This window comes from Actinoplanes awajinensis subsp. mycoplanecinus, assembly GCF_001509495.1.
Classification (GTDB): domain Bacteria; phylum Actinomycetota; class Actinomycetes; order Mycobacteriales; family Micromonosporaceae; genus Actinoplanes; species Actinoplanes palleronii.
The window spans coordinates 35,751-55,212 of record NZ_LLZH01000318.1 but is presented as its reverse complement, the minus strand read 5'-3'; the positions used below and the strand labels follow the sequence as shown (position 1 = coordinate 55,212).

Genomic DNA, 19,462 nt, shown 5'->3' with positions numbered 1-19,462 from the left:
GGGAATGTCCGTCATGTGAGAGGCGCTCCGTCTAGGCCGACGAAAAATGTCATACCCCGTCGCTAGAGTGTCTGCTCGACTCATACACATGTACGGAGAGGCTGGCAGTGGCCGACCGACTGACTATTCGTGGCGCTCGCGAGCACAACCTTCGCGACGTCAACCTCGACCTGCCCCGCGACGCCCTGATCGTCTTCACCGGGCTGTCCGGGTCGGGCAAGTCCAGCCTCGCGTTCGACACGATCTTCGCCGAGGGACAGCGGCGGTACGTCGAGTCCCTGTCGTCGTACGCGCGGCAGTTCCTCGGCCAGATGGACAAGCCGGACGTCGACTTCATCGAGGGCCTGTCCCCGGCCGTCTCGATCGACCAGAAATCGACCTCGCGCAACCCGCGTTCGACCGTCGGCACCATCACCGAGGTCTACGACTACCTGCGTCTGCTGTTCGCCCGCACCGGCGTCCCGCACTGCCCGGTCTGCGGTGAGCGGATCAGCAAGCAGACCCCGCAGCAGATCGTCGACCGGGTCCTCGCGATGCCCGAGGGCACCCGCTTCATGGTCCTCGCCCCGGTCGTCCGCGGCCGCAAGGGGGAGTATGTCGATCTGTTCGCCGAGCTCCAGGCCAAGGGCTACGCCCGGGCCCGGGTCAACGGTGTGGTGCACCCGCTCACCGAGCCGCCGAAGCTGAAGAAGCAGGAGAAGCACACCATCGAGGTGGTGGTCGACCGGCTGAGCGTCAAGGCGAGCAGCAAGCAGCGGCTGACCGACTCGGTGGAGTCCGCGCTGGGCCTGGCCGGCGGCATCCTGCTGCTCGACTTCGTCGACCTGCCGGAGGACGACCCGGAGCGCGAGCGCCGCTTCTCCGAGCACCTGGCCTGCCCGAACGACCACCCCCTGGCGATCGAGGACCTCGAACCGCGGGTCTTCTCGTTCAACGCTCCCTACGGCGCCTGCCCGGAGTGCTCCGGCCTCGGCACCAAGAAGGAGGTCGACGCCGAGCTGCTCGTGCCCGACGAGGAGAAGAGCCTCAACGAGGGCGCGATCCAGCCGTGGGCCGGCGGCACCACCCAGGAGTATTTCCTGCGCCTGCTGGAAGCGTTGGCCAAGGCCGAGGGCTTCAAGCTCGACGTGCCCTGGCGGGCCCTGCCCAACCAGGCACAAAAAACTATTCTGTACGGGTCGGAAGACCAGGTCCACGTGCGCTACCGCAACAAGTACGGCCGGGAGCGCTCCTACTACACCGGCTTCGAGGGCGTGGTGCAGTGGATCGAGCGGCGGCACAACGACACCGAGAGCGACTGGTCGCGCGACAAGTATGAGGGGTACATGCGCGACGTGCCCTGCTCGGTCTGCGGCGGCGCCCGGCTCAAGCCCGAGGTGCTCGCGGTCACCGTGGCCGGCAAGAACATCGCCGAGGTGTGCAACCTCTCCATCGGCGAGTGCTCCGAGCTGCTCTCCACGCTCGAGCTCGACGACCGGCAGAAGCTGATCGCCGAGCGGGTGCTCAAGGAGATCAACGCCCGGCTGCGCTTCCTGCTCGACGTCGGCCTGGACTACCTCTCCCTGGACCGTGGCGCCGGTACCCTCTCCGGCGGCGAGGCGCAGCGCATCCGGCTCGCCACCCAGATCGGCTCCGGCCTGGTCGGCGTGCTGTACGTGCTGGACGAGCCGTCCATCGGGCTGCACCAGCGGGACAACCACCGGCTGATCGAGACCCTGGTCCGGCTGCGTGACCTGGGCAACACCCTGATCGTGGTGGAGCACGACGAGGACACCATCCGTACCGCGGACTGGATCGTCGACATCGGCCCGGGCGCCGGCGAGCACGGCGGGCACATCGTGCACAGCGGCTCGGTCGAGGGGCTGCTGGCCAACGAGAAGTCGCCGACCGGGGCCTATCTCTCCGGCCGCAAGTCGATCCCGCTGCCGGAGGCCCGGCGCCCGCAGACCGCGGGCCGCGAGGTGGTCGTGCACGGCGCGCGCGAGCACAACCTGCGCAACCTGACCGTGCCGTTCCCGCTCGGCCAGTTCATCGCGGTCACCGGTGTCAGCGGCTCGGGCAAGTCGACCCTGGTCAACGACATCCTGCACACCGTGATGGCGAACCAGATCAACAAGGCCCGGCAGGTGCCCGGCCGGCACACCAAGGTCACCGGCCTGGAGCACGTGGACAAGGTCGTCGGCGTGGACCAGTCGCCGATCGGCCGCACCCCGCGGTCCAACCCGGCGACGTACACCGGCGTCTTCGACCACGTCCGCAAGCTGTTCGCGGAGACCGCCGAGGCCAAGGTGCGGGGTTATGGCCCGGGCCGGTTCTCGTTCAACGTCAAGGGCGGCCGCTGCGAGAACTGCTCCGGCGACGGCACCATCAAGATCGAGATGAACTTCCTGCCGGACGTGTACGTCCCCTGCGAGGTCTGCAAGGGCGCCCGGTACAACCGGGAGACCCTCGAGGTGCACTACAAGGGCAAGACCATCTCCGAGGTGCTGGAGATGCCGATCGAGGAGGGTGCCGAGTTCTTCTCGGCGCTGCCGGCCATCCACCGGCACCTGCGCACCCTGGTCGACGTCGGCCTCGGGTACGTGCGTCTCGGCCAGCCCGCGACCACCCTCTCCGGTGGTGAGGCGCAGCGCGTCAAGCTCGCCTCCGAGCTGCAGAAACGCTCCACCGGCCGGACCGTCTACGTGCTCGACGAGCCGACCACCGGCCTGCACTTCGAAGACATCCGCAAGCTGCTGATCGTGCTCAACGGCCTGGTCGACAAGGGCAACACGGTCATCACGATCGAGCACAACCTCGACGTGATCAAGACGGCCGACTGGCTGATCGACATGGGCCCGGAGGGCGGCAGCAAGGGCGGTCTGGTGCTGGCCACCGGCACACCGGAGGAGCTGGCCGAGGTGCCGTCCAGCCACACCGGTCAGTACCTGCGGCACATGCTCGGCCTGACGGGTGAGGGTGGCGGCGCGGCGGCCGCCAGCGCCCGGGGCGCCAAGGCGAACGGGGAGAAGGCGGTGGCGACCAAGCCGCGGGCGACCCGGTCGCGGGCCAAGGCCGCGGTCTAGATCCGCCGTCGACGGACCGGCTCGGGGCTTCCCGGGCCGGTCCGTCGTGTTTCCTCCCGGTCTGCAGGGCTGCATCGCGGAAACGGTGTCCGCAGGGCTGCGTTGCGGAAACGGTGTCTGCGGGGCTGCGTTGCGGAAGCGGTCGGGAAACCACGGTGAGTGCTCGCCGGCTGGGCTCGGCTGGTGCTGGCGGCCGTTATCGCGGGTGGGAAAGGGCCGTGAGAACCAGCCGGGGGCGCACCGTGCGCGGGCGTCTCTCCGGGGCTGTCCTGCGCGGCCGCTGCCTCCGGGGCTGCCCTGCGTCGGCGGCTGCCCCGGCCGGATTGAGGGCGGGATGTGCCACTGCGGGAAATTTGATTTTAGAAATTTCTTAGGGGACTCATAGACAGTCCGGCGGCTGGGTCTTTTAAGGTCGACCCCGGACGACAACGGTGCCGCAAGTGCGGCAAACAGGACGTCCGGATGTGTGCGAATCGGGGGAATCCGCCGCGGCACAGCGCGGGTTAATCTCGCCGCACGCATGAACCGATCGTGGTGGCGCTCCCGTACTCAGGGGCGACTCCGCGTGAGATCAGACGTGGACCAGGTACTTGGAGGGGCGACACATGACTGACGTGCAGACGAGGGCCGACGTCGAGACCGAGGTGGCGCAGACGGGCACCGCGTCGACCCGCCGTTGCGTCCTGCTGGGCGCCGGCGGTCTCGGCGCCGCCGCGGTCCTGGCCGCCTGCGGCACCGCCACGACCGGCACCAACCCGAACGGCTCCGACTTCGAGGCCGAGCCGGGCCCGGCCGGCAGCAAGGGAACCACGACCGGTGGCGGCACCACCGGTGGCGACAGTGGCGGCGGCGCGGCCGGTGCCTCGCTCGCGCTGGTCGCCGACGTGCCCTCGGGCGGCGGCATCATCCAGGGTGACTACGTCATCACCCAGCCCACCCAGGGCACCTTCAAGGCGTTCACCAAGATCTGCACCCACCAGGGCTGCGAGGTCAGCGAGGTGAAGGACGGCACGATCAACTGCCCGTGCCACGGCGCCAAGTTCTCGATCAAGGACGGCTCGGTGGCCGGTGGCCCGGCGCCCAAGCCGCTGGCCGAGACCAAGGTCAAGGTGGACGGCGAGAACATCGTCGCCGCCTGATCGGGTGCCGGAGGGGTTCTGAGCACAGGCCGGAGATCCGGCGCCGTGGCGGCGGCACCGGACCTCCGGTCGGGCAATCATGTCAGTCCCAGGCACTACTGTTGGGGTTGTGCCAGACCCGTCCACTTATCGTCCGGCGCCCGGTACCATTCCCGACGCTCCGGGCGTCTACCGTTTCCGCGATCCGGCCGGCCGGGTGATCTATGTCGGCAAGGCGAAGAGCCTGCGGAGCCGGCTCAATTCGTACTTCGCCGACCTGTGGTCGTTGCACGCGCGGACCCAGCAGATGGTCACCACCGCCGCCGGCGTCGACTGGGTGACGGTCGGCACCGAGGTCGAGGCGCTGCAGCTGGAGTTCTCCTGGATCAAGGAGTTCGACCCGCGCTTCAACGTGAAGTACCGCGACGACAAGTCGTACCCGTTCCTCGCCGTCACCCTGAACGAAGAATATCCGCGACTGCAGGTCATGCGGGGCGCCAAGCGAAAAGGCGTCCGCTATTTCGGGCCGTATTCGCACGCCTGGGCCATCCGCGAGACGCTCGACCTGCTGCTCCGGGTCTTCCCGGCCCGCACCTGCTCGACCGGCGTGTTCAAACGGTCCGCCCAGATCGGCCGGCCCTGCCTGCTCGGTTACATCGGCAAGTGCTCCGCCCCGTGCACCGGCCAGGTCAGCGCCGAGCAGCACCGCGCGATCGTCGACGACTTCTGCGACTTCATGGCCGGCAAGACCGACGCGTTCGTGAAACGGCTCGAGCGCGACATGCTGGACGCCTCCGAGGAGCTGGAGTTCGAGCGCGCGGCCCGGCTGCGTGACGACATCGCGGCGCTGCGCCGGGCCATGGAGAAACAGACCGTCGTGCTCGGCGACGGCACCGACGCCGACGTGGTCGCGTTCGCCGAGGACCCGCTCGAGGCGGCCGTGCAGGTCTTCAACGTCCGCGACGGCCGGATCCGCGGCCAGCGCGGCTGGGTGGTGGAGAAGGTGGAGAACCTCACCGCCGGCGACCTGGTCCACCACTTCTGCACCCAGACGTACGGCGAGTCCGAGGGTGAGGCCGACGTCCCGCGCGAGCTGCTGGTCCCGGAGCTGCCCGACGACGCCGAGGCGCTCGCCGACTGGCTCTCCGAGCGCCGGGGCAGCCGGGTCAGCCTGCGGGTGCCGCAGCGTGGCGACAAGCGCTCGCTGATGGAGACCGTGGCCCGCAACGCCGGCGAGTCGCTGCAGCGGCACAAGCTGCGCCGGGCCGGCGACCTGACCACCCGCAACAAGGCCCTCGAGGAGATCGCCGAGGCGCTCGGCCTGGACACCGCTCCGCTGCGCATCGAGTGTTATGACGTCTCGCACATCCAGGGCACCGACGTGGTGGCCTCGATGGTGGTCTTCGAGGACGGCCTGGCCCGCAAGGCGGAGTACCGGCGGTTCGCGGTCCGGGGCAACCCGGACGGCAGCGGGCTGGACGACCTCGCCGCGATGAGCGAGGTGATGCGGCGCCGCTTCGCGCGGTACAAGGCGCAGGCGGTCGCGGACGCGCCCGACTCGGCCGCCGAGCCGGACTCGGCCGCCGAGCCGGACTCGGCCGCCGAGCCGGACTCGGCCGCCGAGCCGGACTCGGCCGCCGAGCCGGATCCGGCCGCGGAGCCGGTGGAGGCGACCGTCGAGCCGTCCGGGGAGCTGCCCGGCATCGACCCGCTGACCGGCAAGCCGCGGCGCTTCGCGTACCCGCCTCAGCTGATCGTGGTGGACGGCGGCCAGCCGCAGGTGAACGCGGTCGCCACCGTGCTCGCCGAGATGGGTGTCACCGACGTCGCGCTGTGCGGGCTGGCCAAGCGCCTGGAGGAGGTGTGGCTGCCGGGCGACGACTTCCCGGTCATCCTGCCGCGCACCTCGGAGGCGCTCTACCTGCTGCAACGGGTCCGGGACGAGGCGCACCGGTTCGCCATCACGTTCCACCGGCAGCGCCGCTCGAAACGGATGACCGAGTCGGCGCTGGACGGCGTCGCCGGGCTGGGCGAGACCCGGCGCAAGGCGCTGCTGCGGCACTTCGGATCGGTGAAGCGCCTCGCCGCGGCCACCCCGGAGGAGATCATCGAGGTGCCGGGGATCGGCCGGCGGACCGCCGAGGCGGTGCTGGCCGCGCTGAATCCCGCGGCGGCGCCGAACTGAGGAGGAACAGCGGATGATCGGGCCGGGTTCCGGCGGCGGACAACCTGTCCGGCGGTCCGGGCGGTACTCATCGGACTACCATGTTGTGTCCGCCCGACGGGTGCGGGCGAAGCGACGCGGGAGGCGTGCGTGACGGAAGCGATGCCCGAGTTCGGACCCGGCGACGTGGTCGACCCGGACGAAGCCGGTACTGACCTGGTGGTGGTCACCGGGCTCTCCGGTGGCGGCCGCAGCACGGTGGCCCGGGCCCTGGAGAACGTCGGGTTCTACGTGGTCGACAATCTGCCGCAGGCGCTGATGCTGGAGATGGCCGAGCTGGCCTTCGCCGCCGGCGGCGCGGCCCGGCGCACCGCGATGGTGCTGGACGTGCGCAGCCGCGCGTTCTCCACCGACCTCGCGGGCGCGGTGCGGGCCCTCAAGGAGCGCGGTTTCTCGCCGCGGGTGGTGTTCGTGGACGCCGACGACGAGGTGCTGATCCGGCGCTTCGAGTCGGTGCGCCGCTCGCACCCGCTGCAGGGTGACGGCCGGCTGGCCGACGGGATCGCCGCCGAGCGCAAGCTGCTCGCCGAGGCCCGTGAGCACGCCGACGTGATCATCGACACCAGTCACCTGAACGTGAACCAGCTCCGGCGCCGGGTGGAGGAGCTGTTCGGTGGCGAGGACGCCCGCAAACTGCGGATCACCGTCCTCTCGTTCGGTTTCAAGTACGGCCTGCCACCGGACGCCGACTACGTGCTCGACGCCCGGTTCCTGCCCAACCCGTTCTGGGTGCCGGAGCTGCGCGAGCACACCGGCCTCGAGGAGGGCGTGAGCAGCTACGTGCTCGGTCAGGAGGGCGCCACCGACTTCGTGGCGACGTACGCCGGCCTGATCGCGGCGACCGCGCCGGGCTTCGAGCGCGAGGGCAAGCGATACCTGACGGTCGCGATCGGGTGCACCGGTGGCAAACACCGGAGCGTGGCGATAACCGAGGAGTTGACTTCACGATTGAGCGGGATGCGTCTGTCGGCGCACGCCTCGCATCGTGACCTGGGGCGGGAGTGACCGCCGCGGTCGAGGGCCGGGCGGACCGGCCGGTCCGGGTGGTGGCGTTCGGCGGCGGGCACGGGCTGAGCGCCTCGCTCCGGGCGCTGCGGCACGCCGCGGCGGAGGTGCCGCTGGACATCACCGCGATCGTCACGGTCGGCGACGACGGGGGTTCCAGCGGCCGCCTGCGGGTCGAGCGGGACGCCCTGCTGCCGCCGGGTGACCTGCGTCAGGCCCTGGCCGCGCTGGCCGATCGGCAGCCCACCGCGCAGCTCACCGCCCGGTTGATGCAGCACCGGTTCGCGGTGATGTCCGAGCCGGGCGACGGCGAGTCGCGAACCGGGCGCGGGCCCCGGCTCGAGCGGCGGGCCGACCGCAGCAAGGACACCCTGGCCGGGCACACGGTCGGCAACCTGCTGCTGCTCGGCCTGATGGAGATGCTCGGCGACCCGGTCGAGGCCCTCGATCACGCGGCCGAGATGGTCGGCGCGCAGGGCCGGGTGCTGCCGATGGCGCGGTACGCGGTCGGTATCGAGGCCGACGTGGTGGGCTCCGACCCTGCACGTCCGGGTGACACGGTCACCGTCCGGGGTCAGCATTCGGTGGCGGTCGCCGACGGCCGGGTGGAGTCGTTGCGGCTGGAACCGGCCGATCCGCCGGCCTGTCCGCAGGCCGTCGAGGCGGTGCTCGCCGCCGACTGGCTGATCTTCGGTCCGGGCAGCTGGTTCACCAGTGTGCTGCCGCACCTGCTGGTGCCCGGACTGGCCCGGGCGATCGTCGCCAGCCCGGCCCGCAGGCTGGTAACCCTCAACCTGGGCACCGACAAGGAGACCCGCGGGCTGTCCGCCGCCGGGCACCTGGAGACCCTGCACCGATACCTGCCGGAGCTGCGGGTGGACACCGTGCTCGCCGACCTGAAATGGGCCGGCGAGCCGGAGCCGGTACGCGTCGCCGCCCGCCGGATGGGCGCCGACCTGGTATTGGCACCCGTCGCCGTTGCCGACGGCAGCCCACGGCATGATCCTGAGGCACTGGGTGTTGCACTGGTGCCAGTATTGGGCGCCGCTCGTTAATTACTGGCGTAGTGCGACACACAATGTCCAAGATCCGGCGCATGAGGTGACATTCACGATGGCGATGACCGCAGCGGTCAAAGACGAGCTGAGCCGGGTCGACGTGCCCAAGCCCTGTTGCCGGCGGGCGGAGATGGCGTCCCTGCTCCGGTTCGCCGGTGGCTTGCACATCGTCTCCGGCCGGGTGGTCGTCGAGGCCGAGCTGGACACCGGCGCGGTGGCGCGCCGGCTGCGCCGGGAGATCGCCGACGTGTACGGCTATCCCAGCGAGGTCCACGTGCTGGCCTCCGGCGGGCTGCGCAAGGGCAGCCATTACATCGTCCGGATCGTCAAGGACGGTGAGGCGCTGGCCCGGCAGACCGGGCTGCTCGACGTGCGCGGCCGGCCGGTCCGTGGCCTGCCGCCGCACGTGGTGTCGGCGAACGTCTGTTGCGCGGTGGCCGCCTGGCGCGGCGCGTTCATGGCGCACGGCTCGCTCACCGAGCCGGGCCGCTCCAGCGCGCTGGAGATCACCTGCCCGGGACCGGAGGCGGCGCTCGCCCTGCGTGGCGCTGCCCGGCGGATAGGGATCACGGCGAAGGAGCGCGAGGTCCGCGGGGTGGACCGGGTTGTGATCAAGGACGGGGACGCGATCGCGGCGCTGCTCACCCGGATCGGCGCGCACTCCAGCGTGCTGGCCTGGGAGGAGCGCCGGGTCCGGCGTGAGGTGCGGGCCACGGCCAACCGCCTGGCGAACTTCGACGACGCGAACCTGCGGCGTTCGGCCCGGGCGGCGGTGGCCGCGGCGGCCCGGGTCACCCGGGCGCTGGAGATCCTCTCCGAGGAGGCGCCGAACCATCTGACCTCGGCCGGCCAGCTGCGGCTGGAGCACCGGCAGGCGTCGCTGGAGGAGCTGGGCGCACTGGCCGACCCGCCGCTGACCAAGGACGCCATCGCGGGACGGATCCGCCGGCTGCTGGCGCTGGCCGACAAACGCGCCCGCGACCTGGGCATCCCCGACACGGAAGCCGCTGTGACCCCGGAGATGATGGCGTGCTGAGCTAGCTCGGCTCCGCTTCGCTCCGCGGCGATCTGCCCTTAAGCCGGGGCGGGTGATTTCGGTCACCCGCCTTCACCTCGTACCCAAGGAGAAGCGGTCGTGAGGGGCAGCGGCCGGAACGTTTCCGGGACCTTTGGACCTTTATTACCGGGCGGTGTCCGCGGGAGGCTTCAGGAGGCGACGGCGACGTCGCGGTGATCCGATTTAGGTAACGTTCAGGTCGCGCCCCGCTGCTTCCCGGGCGGGCGGGCTCGGATAGGGTCACTGGTGACGGCGACGGTGCCGGCAGTTCGGCCGAACCCCCGCTGTAACGCCGCCACAGTGTGTTGGCGCGGCGTTTTCGCTCCTTCGGGCGCGGCGGCCGGACGCCCCTAGTACCGACCCTCACCCGGTCGGCACGAGACTCTCCGCCGGTCGCAGATTCCGGCGGACCGAAACGAGGAGACCACCTGTGACCATCCGGGTTGGCATCAACGGCTTCGGCCGTATCGGTCGTAACTTCTTCCGGGCGGTTCTCGCCTCCGGAGCCGACATCGAGATCGTCGGTGTGAACGACCTGACCGACAACGCCACTCTTGCCCACCTGCTGAAGTACGACAGCATCCTGGGCCGCCTGCCGCACGAGGTGAAGGCCACCGCCGACGAGATCACCGTCGCGGGCAAGACCTTCAAGGCGTTCGCCGAGCGTGACCCGAGCAAGCTGCCCTGGGGCGACCTGGATGTCGACGTCGTGATCGAGTCGACCGGCTTCTTCACCGACGCCAGCAAGGCCAAGGCGCACGTCGACCAGGGCGCCAAGAAGGTCATCATCTCGGCTCCGGCCAAGAACGAGGACATCACGATCGTGATGGGCGTGAACGACGGTCTGTACGACGGCGCGAAGCACACCATCATCTCGAACGCGTCCTGCACCACGAACTGCCTCGCCCCGATGGCGAAGGTCCTGAACGACACGATCGGGATCGACAAGGGTCTGATGACCACGATCCACGCGTACACCCAGGACCAGAACCTGCAGGACGGTCCGCACAGCGACCTGCGTCGCGCCCGCGCCGCCGCGCTGAACATCGTGCCGACCTCGACCGGCGCCGCCAAGGCCGTCAGCCTGGTGCTGCCGGAGCTCAAGGGCAAGCTGGACGGCTTCGCGCTGCGTGTGCCGATCCCGACCGGCTCGGCCACCGACCTGACCTTTACCGCTTCCCGTGACACCACGGTCGACGAGGTCAACGCCGCGATCAAGGCGGCCGCGGACGGCCCGCTCAAGGGCATCCTGGTCTACACCGAGGACCCGATCGTGTCCTCGGACATCGTGACCGACCCGGCGTCCTGCATCTTCGACGCCGGCCTCACCAAGGTCATCGGCAACCAGGTCAAGGTCGTCGGCTGGTACGACAACGAGTGGGGCTACTCGAACCGCCTCGTCGACCTGGTCAAGCTCGTCGGAGCCTGATCTTGAAGACTCTCGACGACCTGCTCGGCGAGGGTGTATCAGGTCGGCGCGTCTTCGTGCGCGCCGACCTGAACGTCCCGTTCGACAAGGCCAACCCCGGGGTCATCAGTGACGACGGCCGCGCCCGCGCGGTGCTGCCGACGCTGATCGCCCTGCGCGACGCCGGCGCCCGCGTGATCGTGGCGTCCCACCTGGGCCGTCCGAAGGGCGCGCCGGACCCTGCGTTCTCGCTGGCTCCGGTCGCCACCCGGCTCGGCGAGCTGCTGGGCTCGCCGGTGGTCTTCGCGACCGACACCGTCGGCCCTTCTGCTTCCGCGGCCGTCGAGGCGCTGGAGGACGGCCAGGTTCTGCTGCTGGAGAACCTGCGCTTCAACAAGGGTGAGACGTCGAAGGACGACGCCGAGCGTGGGGCTTTTGCCGACGATCTGGCGAAATTCGCGGACTTCTACGTTGATGACGCGTTCGGTGCGGTGCACCGCAAGCACGCCTCGGTGTACGACGTGCCGGCCCGCCTCCCGCACTACGCCGGTGGCCTCGTCCTCAAGGAGGTCGAGGTTCTCCAGAAGGTGTCGGAGAGCCCGGAGCAGCCCTACGTCGTCGTGCTCGGCGGCTCGAAGGTCTCCGACAAGCTCGCCGTGATCCAGGCGCTGCTGCCGAATGTGGACAAGCTCCTCGTCGGCGGCGGGATGTGCTTCACGTTCCTCAAGGCGCAGGGGCACGAGGTGGGCAAGTCCCTCCTCGAGGCCGAGATGATCTCCACCTGTGCCTCGCTCCTGGAGCAGGCCGCCGGTCGGATCGTGCTCCCGGTGGATGTCGTGGCGGCGACCGCGTTCTCAGCCGACGCGGACCACGAAATCTACGATATTTCTGAGATTCCTGCCGACCGGCTCGGTCTCGACATCGGTCCGAAGTCCACGGCGCTGTTCGCCGAGGCGATCGCCGGTGCCAAGACGGTCTTCTGGAACGGCCCGATGGGCGTCTTCGAGCTCGCCCCGTTCGCCGCGGGTACCCGTGGCGTCGCCGAGGCGATCACGAAGATCGACGGCTTCTCGGTCGTCGGCGGTGGCGACTCGGCCGCCGCGGTCCGCACGCTCGGCCTGGACGAGACCGCGTTCGGCCACATCTCCACCGGTGGGGGCGCGTCCCTGGAGTACCTCGAAGGCAAGACGCTGCCGGGCGTCGCCGCGTTGGAGAAGTGATGGGTGACGTGACCCGCAAGCCGATCATCGCCGGTAACTGGAAGATGAACCTCAACCACTACGAGGCGAATCTGCTGATCCAGAAGCTGGCGGCGAGCCTGACCGGTGAGCAGCTGGAGGCCGTCGAGACGGTCGTGCTGCCGCCGTTCACCGACCTGCGCACGGTGCAGACCGCGATCGAGGGCGACAAGCTCGCGATCGCGTACGGCGCCCAGGACATCTCCAAGCACGCGTCGGGTGCGTACACCGGGGAGATCGCCGGCTCGATGCTGGCGAAGCTCGGCTGCACCTACGTGGCGATCGGGCACTCCGAGCGCCGCGAGTACCACGACGAGACCGACGAGCTGGTCAACGCGAAGATCAAGGCGGCCTTCACGGCCGGCCTGACCCCGATCTTCTGCGTCGGCGAGGGTCTGTCGATCCGGGAGGCCTCCGGGCACGTGGCGCACTGCACGGCGCAGGTCGACGCGGGCCTCGACGGGCTCAAGGAAGACCAGATCAAGCAGATCGTCATCGCGTACGAGCCGGTCTGGGCGATCGGCACCGGCAAGACCGCGACGCCGGAGGACGCGCAGGAGGTCTGTGGCGCCATCCGGGCCCGGCTGGCCGAGAAGTACGGCAGCGACGTCGCCGAGGCGGTCCGCATCCAGTACGGTGGATCGGTCAAGGCGGCGAACATCGCTTCGATCATGGCCAAGCCGGACGTGGACGGTGCCCTGGTCGGCGGTGCTGCCCTGGACGCCGAGGAGTTCGCCTCCATCGTGCGCTTCAAGGAGCACGTCGCTCGCTGAGAAGAGAAGCACGTCGCTCGTTGAGAAGAGGAGCACGTCGCTCGCTGAGCCGCGTGTAACGACCTGAGCTACGAATCGCGCGTGCCCGGCCGGATGAAACGGCCGGGCACCCGCTATTGTGGGACCGCTGCAGTGCCCTTCGAGAGGAATGAACCCGACCATGCCGATCGGATTCGCGTACACGCTGATCGTGTTGCTGATCATCACGAGCATCCTGCTGACCCTGCTGATCCTGCTGCACCGCGGTAAGGGTGGCGGCATGTCCAGCATGTTCGGTGGCGGCGTGTCCTCCAGCCTGGCCGGTTCCTCGGTGGCGGAGAAGAACCTCGACCGGTACACGGTTCTGGTCGGCATCATCTGGTTCGCCTGCGTCGTCGGTCTCGGCTTCTGGCTCAAGCTCGCGGTGGGTTCCTGACCCGCGACAACCGTCGTAGACTCTGCCGCGCGGCCGGTTCATCCGGCCGCGCGGTTTGTCTTTTTGATCAAAAAAGTGATCAGGGTAAGCCCGAGTTGATCAGGAGTGACGTCCGTGTCCAGTGGCAGCGCCATCCGCGGCAGCCGAGTCGGCTCCAGCCCGATGCGCCCCGACGAGCGCACCGAACCCGCACCGCGCCGGCAGGTCAGCTATTTCTGTGCGGCCGGTCACAACAGCCGGATCTGGTTCGCCGCTGAGGCGCCGGCTCCGGAGACCTGGGACTGCCCGCGCTGCGGCCAGCCCGCCGGCCTCGACCAGGAGCAGCCTCCGGGCCGGTCCCGCACCGAGCCGTTCAAGTCGCACCTGGCCTATGTCAAGGAGCGCCGCTCGGACGAGGACGCCGCGGCGATCCTGGCCGAGGCGCTCGCCAAGGTCCGGCAGCGCCGCGGCCGGGAGTAAGGCTTTTTACAGCGGGCTGGTGTCGCGGCCCAGGAAGAGCGCACCGGCATCCGGGACCGGCAGGTCCCGGAACCCCAGCCGCTGATAGAACGCGTGCGCGCCGTGGTTCTCCGGCGCCATGCCGAGGTGCACCCGGGGCACGCCGACGGCGCGCAGTCCGGTCAGGAACGCGGCCATCAAGCCGCGTCCCTGCCCCTTGCCCTGCCATTCCGGCAGCAGGTCGATGTGCAGGTGTGCCGGGTGGTCGTGCAGCTCGGGCAGCAGCATCCGCTCCGGGTGCCGGTGCAGCTCGAGCATCTCCTCGTCGCGCGGGTCGCCGTCGACCAGCCGGTCCGCGGTGGCCGGCAGCCACTCCGCGCGGTACCGCTCGACGAACGTGGCGGTGTCCGCCGTACCGATGATGTAGCCGACCGGGCGGCCGGTCCCGTCGTCCAGGACGTGCGCGTGCTCCGGCTCCAGGATCACGTAGGGCGCCGCCCAGATGTCCCCGAGCAGGCGGTCCGAGCTGTACTTCCCGCGTGCGTCGCCGCCCGCCTCGCCGGTCCGGACGCAGATGTCGTAGATGGCGTCGAGGTCGCTCGATCGGTAGGCGCGAATCGCAACAGGCACCTTCCGGAGTCTACGGATGGCAGCATGAGCGGCATGAACTGGACTCTCGAGGTGGTCATCGTTCCGGTCAGCGACATCGACCGGGCCAAACGGTTCTATGCCGAGCAACTCGGCTTCCATGTCGATCATGACACCGCGTTCGGCGACCAGGTGCGGATCGTCCAGCTGACCCCGCCGGGCAGCGGCTGCTCGATCGTGTTCGGCAAGGGCGCGGTGCCGGAGATGCCGCCCGGCTCGCTCAAGGGCCTGCAACTGGTGGTCCGGGACATCAAGGCGGCGCACGCCGAGCTGGTCTCCCGCGGCGTCCAGGTCAGCGACGTGACGACGCTGGGGGAGAACCCGTCGCCGACCCCGGATCCGCTGGACAACGTCGGATTCGTCTTCTTCAGCGACCCGGACGGCAACGCCTGGGCGGTTCAGCAGATCTCGTCCCGCACCTGACCTGCCCGGTCCGGGCGCGCTGCGCGCCCGGACCATTTCCCCGCTCGAGGTCAGCGGTTCGCCGCGGCAGCCTGGTCCAGAAGCCAGAGCGTTTTGCGTACGCCCTGAGCACGAGCCGCCGGCAGATCCCCGCCGGCCAGCGCCGACGCGATCGGCCCGGCCTTGTCCGCACCCGCGGCGACCAGCCACACCTCGTCGGCGCCGCGGATCGTCGCCAGGGACAGCGTGACCCGGGTCGGCGGCGGCTTCGGGCTGTCGAAGGTGGCCACCGCGGCACCCTCCTCCTTGAGCACCGGGTGCCCCGGGAACAGCGACGCCACGTGCCCGTCCTCGCCGACCCCGAGCATCAGCACGTCGAAGCGGGCCACCCGGCCGTCACCGGCGGCGGTCAGCTCGGCCGTGTACCGGGCGGCGGCCGCTGTCGCGTCGTCACCGTCCGGGCCGTCCGAGGCGGGCATCGCGTGCACCCGGGCCGGGTCCAGCGGCAGCGCGTCCAGCAGCGCCTCCCGGGCCTGGGTCTCGTTGCGGTCCGGGTCGCCGGAGGGCAGGAAACGCTCGTCGCCCCACCACAGGTCCACCCGGGACCAGTCGATCGCCGCGGCGGCCGGTAGCTCCCGGACCGTGCGCAGCACCTTGGCGGCCACCCGGCCGCCGGTCAGCACCACGCTGGCGGTGCCGTGCACCGCCTGCGCGTCGATGATCCGGATGACGAGCCGCGCGGCCACCGTCGACGCCAGGATGTCGGCGTCCGGAACCACCACGACCACGGTCTCACTCACTTGGCTTCTCCTTTGACGGAAGGGCCGTCCGCCGATCGGCGGACGGCCCTTCTCATGTAGTTGTACGGACTAGCCGGCCATCGCGTCGGTCGGCGCGGCGGCCCGGGCTGCCAGGGTCGGGTCCTTCCAGACGTGCACCCGCATCGGTTGCCGGTGGTCAAGACCGGCGACGCCGGCCATGGCACCCAGCGCGTCCGCGTAGATCTGGTCGGCGTCGAGCCGGCGCAGCTCCTCGGCGAGCTCGTCGCCGACCGCCCGGCGGGGGAGCGGCATGTACCGATCCTCCTGACCGGACCGGCTGAACAGGGCGGTGCCCTCTTCCCGGGTGACCCGGACGTAGTCGCCGTTCTCACACTGCAGCTCGACCGAGTGCAGCCGCGGGGAGCGGTCGGTGTGCTCCATCGTCGGTTCGATGTTGAGCCGGGACTTCAGCCAGCCGAGCATCAGCCAGGCGGTCGGGTCCTTCGCCGGCGCCACGATCTTGGCGCCGATCACCCGGGCCTCGGTGGCGTCGAACGCGCCGGCCACCAGGCTCCGCCAGAGCGTGATCCGGGTCCAGGTGAGGTCGGTGTCACCGGGCGCGTAGTCGATCGCCCGCTGGCGCAGCGCGGCCACCGGGTCGGGCGCCTGCGCGCTGTCGGTGATCCGGCGGTCGGCCACCACGCCCAGGAAGTCGTTGGCGATCATGTTCGGCGGCTCCTCGTGCCACCAGGAGACCACCGGGACGTCCGGGGCGAGCAGCGGCATGACCACCGACTCGGCGTGCAGCGCGAGCCGGCCGTACATCCGCATCACGACCGCCTCGGCCGGGCCCAGCCGGCCGCCGACGACGATCTCCGCGTCCAGCCGGCTGCGGCCGTCCAGATCGGAGCGGACCACGATCAGCAGACGGCACGGGTGCGCGGAGGCGGCTATCGTGGCGGCCGCCTCGGCCTCCCGGACCTTCTTCTCCTCGACCACGGCGATCAGGGTCAGCGCGAGCCCGGAGGCCACGCCCCCGGCACTGCGGCGTTCCGCGGCGAGTGCCTTCACGACCTCGTTACCGGTGGTGTCCCACAGCCCGATCATGCTCGCCTCCAGGCGCGGCCCTCGTTCTCCAGCATTTCGTCCGAGGCTCGCGGGCCCCACTCACCGGCCCGGTACGGCTCCGGTGCGGTGCTCGCCCAGGCGGCCTCCAGCGGGTCGATGACCCGCCAGGACTGCTCGACCTCGGCCGCGTCCGGGAACAGCGTCCGGTCGCCGATCAGGACGTCCAGCACCAGGCGTTCGTACGCCTCCGGGCTGGACTCGGTGAAGGCCTCGCCGTACTGGAAGTCCATCGCGATGTCGCGGACCTCCATCGAGGTGCCCGGCACCTTGGAACCGAACTTGAGCACCACGCCCTCGTCCGGCTGCACCCGGATGACGAGCTGGTTGTTGCCCAGCATCTCCACATCGGCCGGATCGAACGGCAGGTGCGGCGCCTGCTTGAAGAGGATCGCGATCTCGGTGACCCGGCGCGGCATCCGCTTGCCCACCCGGACGTAGAACGGGACGCCCGCCCAGCGCCGGTTCTGGATGCCGAGGCGGACCGCGACGTACGTCTCGGTCGTCGAGTCGGCCGGGATGTTCTTCTCTTCGAGGTAACCCACGGCGCGCTCACCGGCCACCCAGCCGGGGAGGTACTGCCCGCGGACCGAGCCGGCCGCGATGTCCGCCGGCAGCGCGATCGCCTTGAGGACCTTGAGCTTCTCGGCCCGCACCTCCTGCGGGTCGAAGCTCGTCGGTTCCTCCATGCCGACCAGCGCGAGCAGCTGGAGCAGGTGGTTCTGCAGCACGTCGCGGGCGGCGCCGGACGCGTCGTAGAACGCCGCCCGGGTGCCGATGCCGACGTCCTCGGCCATGGTGATCTGCACCGAGTCGACGTACTTGGAGTTCCACACCGGCTCGAACAGGTTGTTCGCGAAGCGCAGCGCCAGAATGTTCTGGACCGTCTCCTTGCCCAGGTAGTGGTCGATCCGGTAGACGTCGTCCGGGTTGAACACGTCGTCGACGAGCTGGTTCAGCGAGATGGCGGTGGCCAGGTCGTTGCCGAACGGCTTCTCCACCACCACCCGGCGCCAGCCGCCGGACTTGGCGTTGTCCGCGAGACCGGTCCGGTTCAGCTGGTTGAGCACCAGCGGGAAGGCGGCCGGCGGGATGGAGAAGTAGAAGGCCGTGTTGCCCTGGATGCCGTTGCGCTCACGCAACTGGTCCAGGGTCTCGGAGAGTTTGTCGAAGTCGCCGTCGTCGTCGAACGAGCCGGGTACGAACTGGAACTGGCTCGAGAGCCGTTGCCAGACGTCCTCACGCCACGGTGTCCGGGCGCCCTTCTTGGCGGCGGCATAGGCGAGCGACTCGAAGTCGCCGTCGCCCCAGTCAGCCCGGGCGAAGCCCACCACCACGAAACCTGGTGGCAGCAGCCCGCGGTTGGCCAGGTCGTAGACGGCCGGGATGAGCTTCTTTCGAGACAGGTCACCGGTGACCCCGAAGATCACCAGAGCGCAGGGCTCCGGAATCCGCGGGAGCCGTCGGTCCTGTGCGGTACGCAGCGGATTACCCACGTTGTCATCCTGCCAGTTTTTCGCGAATGGAGCGGCCTGTCGCGAAGTGTTCACGACAGGCCGCACAACCCTGTTACCTGTTGCTCGTTACTTGGCCGCGTCGCTCGGGTTCGCCGCGCCGGCACTGGCCGCCTTCAGCGACTTGTCCACGTCGACGAGGAGTTCCTTCCAGGCGGACTCGAACTTCTCGACGCCCTCCTCCTCGAGGACCTTGACGGCGTCGTCGAAGTCGATGCCGGCCGCCGCGAGGTCGGCGAAGACCTGCTTGGCGTGCCCGATGTTCGGGGTGATGGTGTCACCCTTGGTGGTGCCGTGGTCCTCGTACGCGAAGATCACCGACTCCGGCATGGTGTTGACCGTGCCGGCCGCGATCAGCTCCTCGACGTAGATCGTGTCGAGGAAGTCGGGGTTCTTCGTGGACGTGGAGGCCCACAGCGGCCGCTGCGGGTGCGCGCCGGCGCCGGACAGCGCCGTCCACCGCTCGGTGCCGAAGACCTCGGTGTACGCCTCATAGGCCAGGCGGGCGTTGGCGATCGCCGCCTTGCCCTTGAGCGCCTTGGCCTCGTCGGTGCCGATCTTGTCGAGGCGCTTGTCCACCTCGCTGTCCACGCGGGAGACGAAGAACGACGCGACCGAACCGATCTTGGCGAGGTCGTGGCCGTTCGCCTTCGCCTGCTCCAGACCGGCCAGGAACGCGTCCATGACCGCCCGGTAGCGCTCGAGCGAGAAGATCAGGGTGACGTTGACGCTGATGCCGGCCGCGAGCACCTGGGTGATCGCGGGCAGGCCGGCGAGCGTCGCCGGGATCTTGATGTACAGGTTCGGCCGGTCGACGAGCCACCACAGCGTCTTCGCCTCGGCGACGGTCGGGTCGGTCTCGTGCGCCTTGCGCGGGTCCACCTCGATGGAGACCCGGCCGTCGACGCCGTTGGAGGCGTCGTACGCCGGGCGCAGCACGTCGCACGCCGCCCGGACGTCGGCGGCGGTCATCAGGCGGACGGCCTCCTCGACCGTCACGCCCTGCGCGGCCAGGTCACGCAGCTGCGTGTCGTACGCGTCCGCGTCGGACAGCGCCTTCTGGAAGATGCTCGGGTTGGTGGTGACACCGACCATGTGCTGCTCGCGGCGCAGCTTGTCCAGCGAACCGCTGGTCAGGCGCACCCGGTTGAGGTCGTCGAGCCACACCGCGACACCCGCGGCGGAGAGCTCTGCCAGTCTGTCGGTCATTACC

17 protein-coding genes are annotated in these 19,462 nt (G+C 69.9%); 12 read left to right on the top strand and 5 right to left on the bottom strand.

All coding sequences use genetic code 11. The features are described 5' to 3' along the window. Nucleotides 1-107 precede the first annotated feature (107 nt). The 11 genes from uvrA to ADL15_RS41710 all read left to right on the top strand — a co-directional run bounded on the left by uvrA (nucleotide 108) and on the right by ADL15_RS41710 (nucleotide 13,820). A complete protein-coding gene (gene uvrA, locus ADL15_RS41760) occupies nucleotides 108-3,065 on the top strand; it encodes an excinuclease ABC subunit UvrA (protein ID WP_067704228.1) in 2,958 nt (985 codons plus the stop codon). Between the two features lie 605 nt (nucleotides 3,066-3,670). After that, nucleotides 3,671-4,204 carry a Rieske (2Fe-2S) protein gene (locus ADL15_RS41755; RefSeq protein ID WP_083972428.1) on the top strand — a complete coding sequence of 178 codons (534 nt, stop codon included), beginning with the start codon at nucleotides 3,671-3,673 and terminating at the stop codon, nucleotides 4,202-4,204. Nucleotides 4,205-4,313: 109 nt separating this feature from the next. After that, nucleotides 4,314-6,368 carry an excinuclease ABC subunit UvrC gene (gene uvrC, locus ADL15_RS41750; RefSeq protein ID WP_067704224.1) on the top strand — a complete coding sequence of 685 codons (2,055 nt, stop codon included), beginning with the start codon at nucleotides 4,314-4,316 and terminating at the stop codon, nucleotides 6,366-6,368. Between the two features lie 141 nt (nucleotides 6,369-6,509). After that, nucleotides 6,510-7,412 carry an RNase adapter RapZ gene (rapZ, locus tag ADL15_RS41745; protein ID WP_067704218.1) on the top strand — a complete coding sequence of 301 codons (903 nt, stop codon included), beginning with the start codon at nucleotides 6,510-6,512 and terminating at the stop codon, nucleotides 7,410-7,412. Continuing rightward, nucleotides 7,409-8,467, top strand: a complete 1,059-nt coding sequence (locus ADL15_RS41740; RefSeq protein WP_067704215.1) for a gluconeogenesis factor YvcK family protein — start codon at nucleotides 7,409-7,411, stop codon at nucleotides 8,465-8,467. Before rapZ ends, ADL15_RS41740 begins: the two co-directional genes overlap by 4 nt. Before the next feature lie 58 nt (nucleotides 8,468-8,525). Continuing rightward, nucleotides 8,526-9,506: a DNA-binding protein WhiA gene (gene whiA, locus ADL15_RS41735; protein WP_067704212.1), complete on the top strand. Its 981-nt coding sequence runs from the start codon at nucleotides 8,526-8,528 to the stop codon at nucleotides 9,504-9,506. 451 nt (nucleotides 9,507-9,957) lie between these two features. Continuing rightward, nucleotides 9,958-10,956 carry a type I glyceraldehyde-3-phosphate dehydrogenase gene (gap, locus tag ADL15_RS41730; RefSeq protein WP_067704209.1) on the top strand — a complete coding sequence of 333 codons (999 nt, stop codon included), beginning with the start codon at nucleotides 9,958-9,960 and terminating at the stop codon, nucleotides 10,954-10,956. Next, on the top strand, nucleotides 10,953-12,155 hold the full coding sequence (locus ADL15_RS41725; RefSeq protein WP_067704874.1) for a phosphoglycerate kinase: 1,203 nt from the start codon (nucleotides 10,953-10,955) through the stop codon (nucleotides 12,153-12,155). Before gap ends, ADL15_RS41725 begins: the two co-directional genes overlap by 4 nt. Then, nucleotides 12,155-12,946 (top strand): triose-phosphate isomerase, encoded by a 792-nt coding sequence (gene tpiA, locus ADL15_RS41720; protein ID WP_067704206.1) that lies wholly within the window; start codon nucleotides 12,155-12,157, stop codon nucleotides 12,944-12,946. The genes ADL15_RS41725 and tpiA overlap by 1 nt, the downstream gene beginning before the upstream one ends. Before the next feature lie 160 nt (nucleotides 12,947-13,106). Next, nucleotides 13,107-13,361, top strand: coding sequence for a preprotein translocase subunit SecG (gene secG, locus ADL15_RS41715; RefSeq protein ID WP_067704203.1), 255 nt, complete (start codon nucleotides 13,107-13,109; stop codon nucleotides 13,359-13,361). 114 nt (nucleotides 13,362-13,475) lie between these two features. Beyond that, the gene (locus ADL15_RS41710) at nucleotides 13,476-13,820 is read left to right on the top strand and encodes an RNA polymerase-binding protein RbpA (protein ID WP_067704872.1); all 345 of its coding nucleotides are present in this window, start codon (nucleotides 13,476-13,478) and stop codon (nucleotides 13,818-13,820) included. A gap of 6 nt (nucleotides 13,821-13,826) precedes the next feature. Here the strand turns inward: ADL15_RS41710 and ADL15_RS41705 are convergent, their stop codons facing one another. Next, a complete protein-coding gene (locus ADL15_RS41705) occupies nucleotides 13,827-14,429 on the bottom strand; it encodes a GNAT family N-acetyltransferase (RefSeq protein WP_067704200.1) in 603 nt (200 codons plus the stop codon). A gap of 33 nt (nucleotides 14,430-14,462) precedes the next feature. Between ADL15_RS41705 and ADL15_RS41700 the strand changes: the two genes are divergently transcribed. Then, the gene (locus ADL15_RS41700; RefSeq protein ID WP_067704870.1) at nucleotides 14,463-14,870 is read left to right on the top strand and encodes a VOC family protein; all 408 of its coding nucleotides are present in this window, start codon (nucleotides 14,463-14,465) and stop codon (nucleotides 14,868-14,870) included. 50 nt (nucleotides 14,871-14,920) lie between these two features. Here the strand turns inward: ADL15_RS41700 and pgl are convergent, their stop codons facing one another. From pgl to tal, 4 genes are all read right to left on the bottom strand, one after another. Further along, nucleotides 14,921-15,649: a 6-phosphogluconolactonase gene (gene pgl, locus ADL15_RS41695; protein ID WP_067704197.1), complete on the bottom strand. Its 729-nt coding sequence runs from the start codon at nucleotides 15,647-15,649 to the stop codon at nucleotides 14,921-14,923. Nucleotides 15,650-15,718: 69 nt separating this feature from the next. Next, the gene (locus ADL15_RS41690; protein WP_067704194.1) at nucleotides 15,719-16,717 is read right to left on the bottom strand and encodes a glucose-6-phosphate dehydrogenase assembly protein OpcA; all 999 of its coding nucleotides are present in this window, start codon (nucleotides 16,715-16,717) and stop codon (nucleotides 15,719-15,721) included. Further along, nucleotides 16,714-18,231 (bottom strand): glucose-6-phosphate dehydrogenase, encoded by a 1,518-nt coding sequence (gene zwf / locus ADL15_RS41685; protein WP_067704191.1) that lies wholly within the window; start codon nucleotides 18,229-18,231, stop codon nucleotides 16,714-16,716. Before zwf ends, ADL15_RS41690 begins: the two co-directional genes overlap by 4 nt. Nucleotides 18,232-18,318: 87 nt before the next feature. Continuing rightward, nucleotides 18,319-19,458, bottom strand: coding sequence for a transaldolase (tal, locus tag ADL15_RS41680; protein WP_067704188.1), 1,140 nt, complete (start codon nucleotides 19,456-19,458; stop codon nucleotides 18,319-18,321). Nucleotides 19,459-19,462: the final 4 nt, after the last annotated feature.

Excerpts from the sequence above, each read along its gene's own strand:
- ADL15_RS41755 (WP_083972428.1), top strand. The coding sequence starts at position 3,671 with ATGACTGACGTGCAGACGAGGGCCGACGTCGAGACCGAGGTGGCGCAG.
- ADL15_RS41690 (WP_067704194.1), bottom strand. The coding sequence starts at position 16,717 with ATGATCGGGCTGTGGGACACCACCGGTAACGAGGTCGTGAAGGCACTC.
- tpiA (WP_067704206.1), top strand. The coding sequence starts at position 12,155 with ATGGGTGACGTGACCCGCAAGCCGATCATCGCCGGTAACTGGAAGATG.
- whiA (WP_067704212.1), top strand. The coding sequence starts at position 8,526 with ATGGCGATGACCGCAGCGGTCAAAGACGAGCTGAGCCGGGTCGACGTG.
- secG (WP_067704203.1), top strand. The coding sequence starts at position 13,107 with ATGCCGATCGGATTCGCGTACACGCTGATCGTGTTGCTGATCATCACG.
- rapZ (WP_067704218.1), top strand. The coding sequence starts at position 6,510 with ATGCCCGAGTTCGGACCCGGCGACGTGGTCGACCCGGACGAAGCCGGT.
- tal (WP_067704188.1), bottom strand. The coding sequence starts at position 19,458 with ATGACCGACAGACTGGCAGAGCTCTCCGCCGCGGGTGTCGCGGTGTGG.
- ADL15_RS41700 (WP_067704870.1), top strand. The coding sequence starts at position 14,463 with ATGAACTGGACTCTCGAGGTGGTCATCGTTCCGGTCAGCGACATCGAC.